The organism is Asticcacaulis solisilvae (genome assembly GCF_017875235.1).
Lineage (GTDB): Bacteria > Pseudomonadota > Alphaproteobacteria > Caulobacterales > Caulobacteraceae > Asticcacaulis > Asticcacaulis solisilvae_A.
Map to the genome: position 1 here is coordinate 31142 of NZ_JAGGMI010000005.1, position 12546 is coordinate 43687.

Genomic DNA, 12546 nt, shown 5'->3' on the forward strand with positions numbered 1-12546 from the left:
GACATTATAGGGTTAACGGCCCTGCTGCCAGAGCTGAGCCGCACCGCGCACGCCGGAACTATCGCCCCACTTGGCGGCCGCCAGGGTCGCCGCCCAGGCGTCGCTGAACACATAGGGGCGGATCTTGCCCGGCAGGCGGTCATAGAGTTCCGGCACGTTCGACAGGCCGCCGCCGAAGATAAAGGCGTCGGGATCGATCATGTTGACGGCGACGGCCAAGGCGCGGCCCAGGCGGTCGATCAGCCGGTCGAAGGCGGCATCGGCTTCAGGATCGCCGGCGCGCATGGCTTCGATGATCTGTTCGCCCTTCATGGCGCGGCCGGTCACGTGATGAAAGTCGCGGGCAAAGCCCGAGCCGGAGACCCAGGTCTCAAGGCAGCTCTTCTGGCCGCACCAGCATGTCGGCCCAGGAAACTCTTCGGGTTGAGGCCACGGCAGAGGCATATGCCCCCATTCACCGGTGACGCCGTTGGCGCCTTCGACCAGCCGGCCGTCGACGACCAGACCACCGCCGCAACCGGTGCCGATGATAATGGCGAAGACGGATTTCAGTCCCTTGCCGGCACCGTCGATAGCTTCGGAAAGGGCCAGGCAGTTGGCATCATTGGCAAGGCGGACCGGGCGCTGAAGCGCGGCTTCAAGGTCCTCGCGGAAGGTCTTGCCGTTGAGCCAGGTGGAATTGGCATTGCGCATCACGCCCGTCCGCGGGCTCACCGAACCGGGAGCGCCGACACCAATGGTGCCGATACGGTGGGCGAGACTAGGGTCTTTCTGGCGGGCTTCGGTTTCGACGCGATTGATCAGCTCGCACACCGTGCGAATGGCATCGTGATAATTGCCGGGATTAGGCTCCCTTTGCCGCGACAGGAAGTCTCCGTCCTGCGACAGGGCAGCGGCTTCGATCTTCGTGCCGCCAAAATCAACACCGACATATAACATTCAAAGAGTTCCTGCAGCGAAGCATTTATGTATCCCGTCCTGTGGCCGGACGGCTTTTTTAAGTCAGGAGTGACCTCCGGCGCGCCATCTCAGTGACGTCGCCGGAGGCCGTTACGCGATATACTTAATACTTAGTGGCCGCCGCTGACGCCTTCTTCGATGGCGTGGGTCGGCGCCTTGCGGCAGGCGAACGAGAACCACAGCACGTAGACGTAGCAGAGCAGAGGCGCGATGAAGCCGAGCGACATCGAACCGGTCAGTTCCTGGATCTTGGCGAAGGCCAGCGGCAGGAAGGCGCCGCCGACGATGGCCATGCACAGCAGGCCCGAAGTCGCCGAGGTCGGCGCGGTCGAACGCTGCAGGGTCAGGGTAAAGATCGTCGGGAACATGATCGAGTTGAACAGGCCGATCAGCAGGGCCGCGAAGGCCGGGATCAGGCCCGAGGTTTCCGGAACCGAGGTTAGGATGACATTGATCATGCCGGTCGGTTCAGTCGGGACCAGGTCCTTGGTAAAGATAACCACCAGCGACAGGGCGATGGCGCCCAGCGCCACCATGGTCAGCATGACGTAGTCGCGAACGACCTTCAGCAGGGCCGAGCCGGCGAAGCGGCCGATCATGGCGAACAGCATATAGAAGGTGGTCAGCTGGCCGGCCGACTGGGCTTCGATGTTCAGGATGTTCTTCTGCTCAAGGAACAGAAGCAGGTTGAGCGAGATGGCCACTTCGGCGCCGACATAAAGGAAGATGCCGATCGAGCCAAGGTTGGCCCACTTGGACTTCAGCGCGCTGAACGGCGAGACCAGCTTGCCGGTCTTGGGGGCGGCGGCGGTGATCTTCTTGCGGACCAGGAAGATGGCGAAGATGAACAGGGCCAGGGCGACGCCGATGGCCAGGTAGACGTTCGAGACGAAGCCCAGGGCCTCTTCACGCATGACGTCGGTGATGACCACGTCCTTCTCGAAGATCGCGCCGTTCAGCAGGAACTTGGCGCCGAAGAACAGGCCGCAGGCAGCGCCCAGGCTGTTGAACGACTGCGACAGGTTCAGGCGGAAGGCCGAATCCTCGGGCTTGCCCATGGAGGCGATCAGCGGGTTGGCCGCGACCTGCAGCAGGGTAACGCCCGACGCCATGACGAACAAGGCGACCAGGAAAATGGTGTAGATGTGGACGTTCGCCGCGGCGATGGCCATGAAGCAGCCGGTCACGATGGCGCCGAGGCCGACCATGACGGAGTTGGCGTAACCGAACTTGGACAGGAAGGCCGCCGACGGCAGCGACATGACGCCATAGGCAATAAAGAAGGCGAAGCCGGTCAGGTTGGCCTGGACGGGCGTCAGGGTGAAGACGGTCTTCATGGTCTTCAGCAGGGGGTCAAGCAGGTTGGTGACCAGCGCCCATATGAAGAAGAGACACGTGACGTATACCACAGCAAGCGCAAGGCCGCCGGGTTTAGCCGTTTCTGAGGATGAGGACATATACCTACCTGTGCACAGTTATGGTGAAAGCCGGCGCACACCTAGCCTTCCCCGATTAAATAAATCAAATTGCAAAAAATGACTCTTTGCAAGTGCCTTCGGCGAAAAATGTGCGTTTCTTCCGCCGCCATCGACTTGTAACACATCACCGTGTCCGTGCCAGAGCGCGCGCCTTAAGGGAGAGCGCCATTCTTGCCATCCATCGATAGTGCCAAAAGCCGGGCCGGGGCGCGATCGCGCGTTAAGCCCTGTTTAAGCTTTACGTCACCCCGGCCAGACCGGCAAGGGATGTTAGCGCTAACCGCAACAATAATCAGACAATTGAGAGCCTTGGAGGCAACGATTTGAGCCGTGATGTTTCAAAGGTTTGAACAAGTTTTAGCTTGACCCGACGGCATAAGATGGGCTTTGTGCCCGCGCTCAAAATCCCTTCCCAGACGAAGAGTCGCGCCCTTGAAAATCCTTCGCCGCCGTAAAACCAAGATCGTTGCCACACTCGGGCCCGCCAGCTCGAATCTGGAGATGATGACGCAACTGCTGCACGCCGGCGCCGACGTGTTCCGGTTGAACTTCAGCCACGGCAGCCACGAGGATCATGGCCGCAATATCGAGCTGATCCGCGAACTGGAGCAGAAAACCAAGCGTCCGATAGGCATCCTGGCCGACGTCCAAGGCCCCAAGTTGCGCGTCGGCCGCTTCCTGGGCGGCGCAGTGGTGCTCAATCCGGGCCAGACCTTCCGTCTCGATCTCAATCCGACGCCTGGCGATTCGCGCCGCGCCAACCTGCCCCATCCCGAAATCATCGCCGCCGCCCAGATCGGCTCGCACCTGCTGCTCGATGACGGCAAGCTGAAGCTGCGCGTCACCCACGTCCGCGACGACCATCTTGAAACGGTCGTCGTCACCGGTGGCCGCCTGTCCGACCGCAAGGGCGTCAACGTCCCCGACGTCGTCCTGCCGATCCCGGCCCTGACCGAAAAGGACCGCGCCGACATGGAGTTCGCGCTCCAGCGCGGCGTGGAATATATCGGCCTGTCCTTCGTCCAGCGTCCCGAGGACGTCATCGAAGCCAAGGGCATCATCCAGGGCCGCGCCTGGGTCCTGTCCAAGCTGGAGAAGCCGCAGGCGCTCGACAATCTCGATGAAATCATGCGCCTTTCCGACGCCGTCATGGTGGCGCGCGGCGACCTGGGTGTTGAACTGCCGCCCGAAGAAGTACCGCTGGCGCAAAAGCGCATCGTCATGACCGCCCGCCAGATGGGCAAGCCGGTCATCGTCGCCACCCAGATGCTGGAATCGATGATTTCGGCCCCGACCCCGACCCGCGCCGAAGCTTCGGACGTGGCGACCGCCGTGTTCGACGGCGCCGACGCCGTCATGCTGTCGGCCGAAACCGCCGCCGGACAATATCCGGTTGAAGCCGTCACCATCATGGACCGCATCGTCGCCCGCGTCGAAAAGGACGATGGCTGGCGCGGCCTGACCGACCGCCGCCGCCCAGAGCCGGAAAAGTCGACCTCGGGCGCCATTGCCGCCGCCGCGCGCCAGGTCGCCCAGACGATCGACGCCGTGGCCATCGCCGCCATGACCAATTCGTCGGCGACCGCGCTGCACGTCGCGCGTGAACGCCCAACCTCGCTGATCCTGGGCCTGACGCCGAACACCGAAACCGCCCGCCGCCTGGCCCTGACCTGGGGCGTGCACCCGGTTGTCACTCCGATCACCCACTCGATGACCGAGACGGTCGCCGTTGCTTCTAAGCTGGCGCGTTCCGAAGGCGTTGCCGAGCCGGGCCAGGACATCGTCATCGTCGCCGGCATGCCGTTCGGCAAGTCGGGTTCGACCAACGCCTTGCGCGTCGCCCGCGTCACCCGCACCAACGCTGTCGAAGCCGAATTCGACGATGGCGAAACCGAAACGAAGTAAGGCTTGGACGTTCCAAAATGGAAAACGCCGCGCTGTTCTCACAGCGTGGCGTTTTTCTTAAGAGCGACCCGGGGAAAATCCTCCAATTTGGATGAGATGCTAGCCGGCAAGCGCCGCAGGTACGCTTGTACCTGCCAGCGCAGACTGCGACGCAGATCGCCAAATTCGAGGATTTTCGGCTACTCGATGTAGTCGGGAGCGGTTATCCTTTTGCCGAGCAGCATCGCGTCGGCAACGATGCGCAGCGGCTCGAAGTCCGCGTCCGACGACTTCGACTTGATCAGGTCGTGGAAGTGCGCGTAGAGGCCCGGATACTCGGCTTCCTTTTCCTTGGCCATGACCTGGCCATCGATTTCCAGCTCGGCGCCGCCCATCGACAGGGTCAGCTTTTCACCAGCTTCGGACTCGACGAAGATGCTCCAGGTCTGAATGCCGGTCTGCAGGAAGTCGTATTCGGCTCGCACCGGCACGCCGTTGGTGGTCAGCATGTCCATCTCGACCTGGATCGGCGCTTCGCAATTGCCCGGAATGTGCAGGTCGGCCTTCTTGACCATGACGGCGCCCGGCAGGATGCGCGTGACGATCGACAGCGAATTGATGCCCGGATCGAAGACACCCATGCCGCCGGCCTCGAAAATCCACTTCTGGCCGGGGTGCCACTGGCGGACGTTTTCCTTCCAGTGGACGACGACCGACTTCAGCTTGCGCGACGCGATCCACTGGCGCGTGCGCTCCACCGCCGGGGCAAAGCGCGAATGCCAGCTGGCCAGCAGGCTGACGCCCTTCTGGGCGGCCAGGGCCTTGATCGCCATGGCTTCGCCGAGTGTCGCCGCGGGCGGCTTTTCCAGGAAGACGTGCCGGCCGTCATTGATCACCTGCTGGGCGATGACGTGGCGGACCTGCGGCGGAGTGCAGATGGCGATGGCCTCGATATCAGGATGGGCCGCGACCATTTCCTCATAGCTGTTGTAGGCCTTGACGCCGTCGGGGCGCGAGCTGGGCGAACAACCGGCGACCAGGGTCAGCTTCTTGTTGGCATTGATCGAGGGGATGTGCTGATCCACCGCGATCTTGCCGAGGCCAATCAGACCGATCTTGAGGGGTTTACTACCGAACATGAACAAAAGTCCCTTATGCTAAGCGCTTGCCTATTGATCGCGATATTTAGCCGAAAATCGCTACACACTTTTCGGCATATCGCTCTGCCTGTATTTGTCAGAGTTTTCAGCCCTCTTAGCACGGCCTGACGGCTTGGCAATTATCATATTTATCCAGGTTGCTCGGACAGCGCATAAATTCGCGTCATGGGCACCCATTTTTCACCGGGAGCGGCAAAGGGCAAGGGCTGTTGAAAGTCCCACATCAGCTTTTCCCATGCCTGGACGTCGGGACTGGCGGCGTCGGCGGCGGCTTTTGCCGCCGGATCGAAGCTCGGCCCGGGCGTCAGGACCATGACCATCCGGTTGCCGGCAAGGAAGATTTCAAGCGCTTCGATGCCGGCATTGCGGATCGAGGCATTGATGGGGGCCGGCACCTGACCGGGCGCATGCCATTGCTTATAGCGTTCTATGGCCGCGGCATCGTCCTTGAGATCGAGGCAGAAATAGAGCTTATTCATATGGCGTCCTTTGTCATTCCTGTAGTGTTTCCGTTTTCGCCACTCGTTCCACATTCCTCCTCCCAAGTAAATTTCATATTTGACGTGTTCGTTCATATGTGATGAGCTATTTCCATAAGCGGCCGGTAAAGATGCCGCGCATGTGAGGAAAACTGGGACCATGTCAGAAGCGGCGAAGACGGACGCAAAAGCGTCAACAGGGCTCTGGCCCATCATATTGATCACCAGCCTGTTCTTCTTCTGGGGAATAGCCAATAATCTAAACGATATCCTGATACCGCAGTTCAAAAAAGCCTTCATCCTGACCGACCTTCAGACGGGGTTGGTCCAGTGGGCTTTCTACCTGGGCTATTTCCTGCTGGCCCTCCCCGCCGCCTTCGTCATGCGCCAGTTCGGCTACAAGTTTTCCGTGGTCATCGGCCTGCTCCTTTACGCCGCCGGCGCCTTCCTCTTCTATCCGGCCGCCGACAATCACCAATACAGCTGGTTCCTGGGCGGCCTGTTTGTCATCGCTTCGGGCCTTGCCTTCCTGGAAACCTCGGCGAACCCGCTGATCACCGTTCTGGGCTCGCCGGAAAAGGCCGCCTTCCGGCTGAACCTGGCGCAGAGCTTCAATCCGCTGGGCGCGCTGTCGGGCATCTTCATCGGCCAGCACTTCATCCTGTCGGGTATCGAACACGACGAACAGGCGCTGGCCGCCATGAGCGAAACGGCGCGCCAGGCCTTTTATATTTCAGAAGTGAAGGCGGTCCAGGGCCCTTACCTGGTCATCGGCTGTGTCGTCCTGCTCTGGGCGGCGCTGGTCCTGCTGTCGAAATTCCCGTCGGCGGCAACGCAGAATACCCACGAAGATACCGGCGAAGACGTCGGCTTCTTCACCTCGATCGCCCGCCTGTTCGGCAAGCCGCACTTCCTGTTCGGCGTGGTTGCCCAGTTCTTTTACGTCGGCGCCCAGGTCGGTATCTGGAGCTTCACCATCCGCTACGCCCAGGCCGAAATCGGCCTCGGCGAAAAGGAAGCCGCCAACTACCTCTACTATGCTCTCATCGCCTTTGCCGTCGGCCGTTTCTTCGGCACCGCGCTGATGAGCCGCGTAAGCGCCTCATTGATCCTCGGCATCTTCGCGGTGATCAATATCGGCCTGACCCTGTACGCCGTAGTCGCCGGCGGCCAGAACGGCCTCTATGCGCTGGTCGCCTCGTCCTTCTTCATGTCCATCATGTTCCCGACCATCTTCGCCACCTCGGTGCAGGGCCTCGGCAACCTGACCAAGACCGGCTCGTCGCTGCTGGTCATGAGCATCATCGGCGGCGGCGCACTGACCATGCTGATGGGCCTGGTGTCCGACGCCAGTCACATCCGTACGGCCTTCATCGTGACAGCCGTCTGCTTCGCCGTCATCGCGCTCTACGCCTTCCGGACCAAAAACGCAGCGGCCCCGGTCGCGATGACGGGGCATTGATGGTCATCGATTCGCACCAGCACCTGTGGCAGATCGGGCGCAACGGCCATGAATGGCCGACGCCCGACCTTACCGCCATCCATCGCGATTTCGGCCCGGAGGATCTCCGGGCCGAAGCTGTCGCCGTGGACGGCAGCGTGCTGGTGCAGTCGCAGCCCAATGACGCCGATACTGACTGGATGCTCGACGTCGCGGCCACCGAGCCCTTTATCAAGGGTGTTGTCGGCTGGGCCGATCTGGAGGCGCCGTCGGCCCCTGCCCGCCTGGCTGAGTTGGCGCGCAGACCCAAGCTGAAGGGCATCCGTCCGATGCTTCAGGGCCTGGCTGACGACGAATGGATCCTGCGCGGCACGGTTCGCCCAGCGCTGACGGCCCTCACCGACCTCAACCTGCGCCTCGACGCCCTGATCTTCCCGCGCCATCTCGGTGTCATCGATCGGCTGGCGCAAACCTACCCTTCGCTCGCTATCGTCATCGATCACTGCGGTAAGCCTCAAATTGGGCCCCAGATCGGCAATGGTAACGACGCCCTGTGGCGCGACGGCATAGCGCGCGCCGCCGGCAATCCCAACGTCTTCTGCAAGCTGTCGGGCCTGGCGACCGAAATGGCGGACGGCCTGTCGCTCGATGCCGCGAAACCCTACGCTGACCACGTGCTGGCCTGTTTCGGGGCTGACCGCCTCATGTGGGGATCGGACTGGCCGGTGGTGAACTTGCGTGCCCACTACGACGTATGGCAGGACTGGACATCGGCGTGGCTGGCGCCGCAATCCGAAGCCGTGCGTGACGCTGTCTTCGGCGGTACGGCCCGCCGTTTCTATCAACTGACTTAAGGCCGGACATGCCCTTTTCCGATTCCGAATCCGACAAGACCGCCAAGTACCGCGCGCCCGCTCTGGAAAAGGGGCTCGACGTCCTGGAATTGCTGGCCGCCGCCAAGGCGCCGTTGACCCTATCGCAGATTTCCACGCGGCTCGACCGCTCGGTCAGCGAACTGTTCCGCATGGTCCAGGTGCTGGAGGCGCGCGGCTATGTTGGCCCTTCGGCGCGCGGCGACGGGTTTGAGCTGACCAACAAGCTGTTTTCGCTCGGCATCTCGCGCGGCCCGAACCAGAACCTGCTGCTGAGCGCCCTGCCGATGATGCAGGAGCTGAGCGAGCAGACCCGACAGGCCTGCCACCTCGTCATCGCTTCCGACGACCGCATGGTGGTCATTGCCCGCGTCGAAGCCCCCGGCGACATCGGCTTTTCGGTCCGCGTCGGCTATCAGCGCCCTTTGTGCAAGTCGACCTCGGGTATCATTCTGTACGCCTTCCAGAAGCCGAAGGTGCGCGAAAGCTGGCGCAATCACATGCGGCCGACCCTGACGCCCGAGGAATGGCAGGAATTCGACGCCCAGGCCGACCGCGCCGTCGCGCAAGGGTTTATCGCCGTCAAGAGCGGCTATGCCGAAGGAATCATCGACGTGTCCTGCCCGATCCACAACGACGTATCGGTCATCGCCGCCCTGACCATGCCGTTCATCCGTTCGACCGAAAGCGCCGGCATTGAAGAGACGACCGCCCACCTCCGCGCCACGGCCGCCGCGCTCAGCCGCAGCCTGGGAGCCTAGGAGATGTATCGCCCGTGACCCGCTTTCCCAGGACATCGATAGGCAGCACAGGTCTTGCCGTCCCGGCGCTCGGCTTCGGCGCCGCGTCGGTCGGCAACCTCTACCGCGCCATGAGCGACGCGGCCGCGCGTGAGACACTGCAATGCGCGTTGGATCAAGGCATCGCCCTGTTCGACACCGCGCCGCATTACGGCCAGGGACTGAGCGAACGCCGTGTCGGCGCCGTCATCTCCGGCCATGATGTCGTCCTGTCGACCAAGGTCGGCCGTGTCCTGAAACCGACCACGCCACACGATCGAGGCACCGAACGCTACGGCTTTATCGACGGCGATCCGTATGAGCCGGAGTTCGATTATTCCTATGACGGCGTCATGCGGGCGTTCAACGACAGTCGCCATCGTCTGGGTGGCGCACCTGTAGACATCCTGCTGGCCCACGACCTGGGTGAGGTGACGCACGGCGACGCCCACGCCCACCATCTGAAAGCTTTCCTCGACGGCGGCTACCACGCCATGCGCGCGCTGAAGGACGGTGGACAGATCCGGGCGATCGGCCTGGGTGTCAATGAATGGCAGATCTGTGAAGAGATTCTCGGCCACGCCGACATCGATGTCGTTCTGCTGGCCGGGCGCTATACCCTGCTGGAACAGACGGCGTTGTCGAGCTTCCTGCCGTTGTGCGAACGGCGCGGAGTGAGCGTGCTGGCCGCCGGCGTCTTCAATTCAGGAATTCTCAGCGGCGGAACGGCTTATAATTACGCTCCCGCGCCGGAAACCGTCCGATCGCGCGTTCAGGCTCTAAAGGCCGTGTGCGATAGCCACAACGTCCCGCTGGCGGCGGTCGCTCTCCAGTTTCCGCTTGCGCACCCGGCTATCGCCGGCGCGATCGTCGGTATGGCCAGTCCCGCCGAAGTGACGCAAAATATCGACTGGTTCAACCGGTCCATCCCCGCCGGCCTATGGAGCGATCTCAAGGCCGAAACCCTGCTGCCCGATGACGCGCCGACACCGGCGCCGGAGAAAGTTCATACATGAGTACACACGCGTCCTTCATCCTCCTGCACGGCGATGACAACGTCCTCGTCTGCCGCGCCCGCGCCGAAGCCGGCGAGACGGTCGCGGTGGACGACCAGATATTGACGCTGACGTCTCCGATCGAGGTCGGCCACAAGATCGCACGCCGCGACCTGAGCATCGGTGACAAGATTTACAAGTATGGCGCGCCCATCGGTTCGATGACGACCGATGCAAAAGCCGGCGACCACGTCCATATGCACAACATGCAAAGCGATTACATCAAGACCCATACCCGTGAGGCGACCCATGGATAGTCTCAGCCCTGCCACGGCGCCTGCGCACATCGATCCCAACACCTTCACCTTTCCGGCCTGGCAGCGTTCCGATGGCCGCAAGGGCATCCGCAACATCGTCGCCGTCGCCTACCTCGTAGAATGCGCGCACCACGTGGCACGCCGCATCGTCGACAAGTCCGGCCGTGACGACGTGCACCTGATCGGCTTTCCGGGCTGCTACCCCAATCAGTACGCGCTCGACATGATGCAGGCCCTGTGCACCCATCCCAACGTCGGCGGCGTCGTCCTGGTGTCGCTCGGCTGCGAAAGCTTCAACCGTGAAGCCCTCCGCAAGGCCGTCGAAGCCTCCGGACGCCCGGTCGAAGTCTTCGTCATCCAGCAGGAAGGCGGCACCGCATCGACCATTCAGAAGGGCGTCGATGCTGTATCGCGCATTCGCGCCATCGCCGACACTACGCCAAAGACCGAGATGAAGACGTCGGAGCTGGTCATTGGCACGATCTGCGGCGGGTCCGACGGTACGTCGGGCATCACCGCCAACCCGGCCGTCGGCCGCGCCTTCGATACGCTGGGCGCCATCGGTTCGGCCTGCGTCTTCGAAGAGACCGGCGAACTGATCGGCTGCGAGAAGATCATGGCCAGCCGCGCGATCACGCCTGAACTGGGCGTGGAACTGGAAGCCTGCGTGCAGAAGGCCGAGACCTACTACTCGATCATGGGCTTCGGCTCGTTCGCGCCGGGCAATTCCGACGGCGGCCTGACGACGCTCGAAGAAAAGTCGATGGGCGCCTATTCCAAGTCGGGCTCAGCGCCGATCTGCGGCATCCTGAAGCCCGGTGATGTGCCGCCGACGGGGGGCCTGTACCTGCTCGACGTCGTGCCGGACGGCGAACCGCGCTTCGGCTTCCCGAACATCTCGGACAATGCCGAAATCGTCGAGATGATCGCCTGCGGCTGCCACCTGACCCTGTTCACCACCGGCCGCGGCAGCGTCGTCGGCTCGGCCATTTCGCCGGTCATCAAGGTCTGTGCCAATCCGGAGACCTATCGCCGCCTGGAAGGCGACATGGACGTCGATGCCGGCCGTATCATGGAAGGCCGCGCCACGCTGGACGAGGTCGGCGCCGAGATCACCGACTTGATCCTCCGCGTGTCCGCCGGCGAGCCCAGCAAGTCGGAAGCCATGGGCCACCAGGAATTCATTCTCACCTACAAGGCGTTCGACCCTGTGGGTCCCGCCTGCCTGCCTTTGAAGAGAGCCTGATTACAATGGGAAGACTAGCTGGAAAAACCGCGCTGATCACCGCAGCGGGGCAAGGAATCGGCCGCGCCACGGCCGACGCTTATCTGCGTGAAGGTGCTACGGTTATTGCCGTCGATATCAACGGCGATACGCTCAAGGATTTCGGCGGCATCAGCCACGTCGCCGACATCACCGATGCCGAGGCCGTCAAGGCGTTGGCCGCCAAGTTCCCGGACGTGAACGTGCTCTATAACTGCGCGGGTACGGTCCATGCCGGCAATATTCTCGAGTGCGACGAGGATGCCTGGCAGTTCTCGGTTAATCTCAACGTGACGGCCATGTACCGCATGGTGCGCGCCTTCCTGCCAGGCATGCTGGCCAATTTCCAGAAAACGGGGGGCGGCGGGTCGATCATCAACATGTCGTCGATCGCGTCGTCGATCAAAGGCATTCCGAACCGCTTTGCTTACTGCGCCACCAAGGCTGCCGTCATCGGCCTGACCAAGGCCGTGGCCGCCGACTTCGTGACGCAGGGCATTCGCTGCAATGCCATCTGCCCGGGCACCGTGGAAACGCCGTCGCTGTTGCAGCGCCTGCGCGACACCGGTGACTTCGACAAGGCCTATTCGGAATTTACGGCGCGCCAGGCCATGGGGCGCTTTGGCAAGGTGGATGAACTGGCGGCGCTGGCGGTGTATCTCGGTTCGGACGAGTCGAGCTTTACGACCGGCCAGGCGCACGTGATTGACGGTGGCTGGGTGAACTAACGAGATGTGGGGTCCGCGACCCCACAACTCTTGATATCAAAAGAAAAACCTGCACATGAAAGGCCAAGCTTCTATCAGAGACAGAATAGTGAGGTGAGCGAGGTACCCGAGATTCTGTGAAGCATTCCGAAATATCGTTGGATGAAACCCTGGAAAGTTTAGGCTTTCCGCTAAAATCTACGCCATCCT

12 protein-coding genes are annotated in these 12546 nt (G+C 62.2%); 8 read left to right on the top strand and 4 right to left on the bottom strand.

Annotated elements, in window-relative coordinates; translation table 11 throughout:
- Positions 1–12: 12 nt before the first annotated feature.
- The gene (locus tag J2X24_RS09940) at positions 13–939 is read right to left on the bottom strand and encodes an ROK family protein (RefSeq protein WP_209720408.1); all 927 of its coding nucleotides are present in this window, start codon (positions 937–939) and stop codon (positions 13–15) included.
- Between the two features lie 131 nt (positions 940–1070).
- Positions 1071–2417: a sugar MFS transporter gene (locus tag J2X24_RS09945; RefSeq protein WP_209720434.1), complete on the bottom strand. Its 1347-nt coding sequence runs from the start codon at positions 2415–2417 to the stop codon at positions 1071–1073.
- A 459-nt stretch (positions 2418–2876) separates the two neighbouring features.
- Here J2X24_RS09945 and pyk point away from each other — a divergent pair, with 459 nt between their 5' ends.
- Positions 2877–4343 (top strand): pyruvate kinase, encoded by a 1467-nt coding sequence (gene pyk, locus J2X24_RS09950; protein ID WP_310003468.1) that lies wholly within the window; start codon positions 2877–2879, stop codon positions 4341–4343.
- Between the two features lie 179 nt (positions 4344–4522).
- Here pyk and J2X24_RS09955 read toward each other — a convergent pair whose 3' ends face one another.
- Positions 4523–5461, bottom strand: coding sequence for a Gfo/Idh/MocA family protein (locus tag J2X24_RS09955; RefSeq protein WP_209720440.1), 939 nt, complete (start codon positions 5459–5461; stop codon positions 4523–4525).
- A gap of 149 nt (positions 5462–5610) precedes the next feature.
- A complete protein-coding gene (locus J2X24_RS09960; protein ID WP_209720442.1) occupies positions 5611–5961 on the bottom strand; it encodes an L-rhamnose mutarotase in 351 nt (116 codons plus the stop codon).
- A gap of 160 nt (positions 5962–6121) precedes the next feature.
- Here J2X24_RS09960 and fucP point away from each other — a divergent pair, with 160 nt between their 5' ends.
- From fucP to J2X24_RS09995, 7 genes are read left to right on the top strand one after another with little or no spacing between them, the layout of a single operon-like run.
- Positions 6122–7423 carry an L-fucose:H+ symporter permease gene (gene fucP / locus J2X24_RS09965; protein WP_209720445.1) on the top strand — a complete coding sequence of 434 codons (1302 nt, stop codon included), beginning with the start codon at positions 6122–6124 and terminating at the stop codon, positions 7421–7423.
- Positions 7423–8256: an amidohydrolase family protein gene (locus J2X24_RS09970; protein ID WP_209720448.1), complete on the top strand. Its 834-nt coding sequence runs from the start codon at positions 7423–7425 to the stop codon at positions 8254–8256. Before fucP ends, J2X24_RS09970 begins: the two co-directional genes overlap by 1 nt.
- An 8-nt stretch (positions 8257–8264) precedes the next feature.
- Positions 8265–9035, top strand: a complete 771-nt coding sequence (locus tag J2X24_RS09975) for an IclR family transcriptional regulator (protein ID WP_209720451.1) — start codon at positions 8265–8267, stop codon at positions 9033–9035.
- Positions 9036–9049: 14 nt separating this feature from the next.
- Complete coding sequence (locus J2X24_RS09980) at positions 9050–10069, top strand: aldo/keto reductase (protein WP_310003430.1); 1020 nt, start codon at positions 9050–9052, stop codon at positions 10067–10069.
- Positions 10066–10365, top strand: coding sequence for a UxaA family hydrolase (locus J2X24_RS09985; protein WP_209720454.1), 300 nt, complete (start codon positions 10066–10068; stop codon positions 10363–10365). The genes J2X24_RS09980 and J2X24_RS09985 overlap by 4 nt, the downstream gene beginning before the upstream one ends.
- A complete protein-coding gene (locus J2X24_RS09990) occupies positions 10358–11611 on the top strand; it encodes a UxaA family hydrolase (protein WP_209720457.1) in 1254 nt (417 codons plus the stop codon). Before J2X24_RS09985 ends, J2X24_RS09990 begins: the two co-directional genes overlap by 8 nt.
- 5 nt (positions 11612–11616) lie before the next feature.
- Positions 11617–12357 (top strand): SDR family oxidoreductase, encoded by a 741-nt coding sequence (locus tag J2X24_RS09995; protein WP_209720460.1) that lies wholly within the window; start codon positions 11617–11619, stop codon positions 12355–12357.
- The last annotated feature ends 189 nt before the right edge of the window (positions 12358–12546 follow it).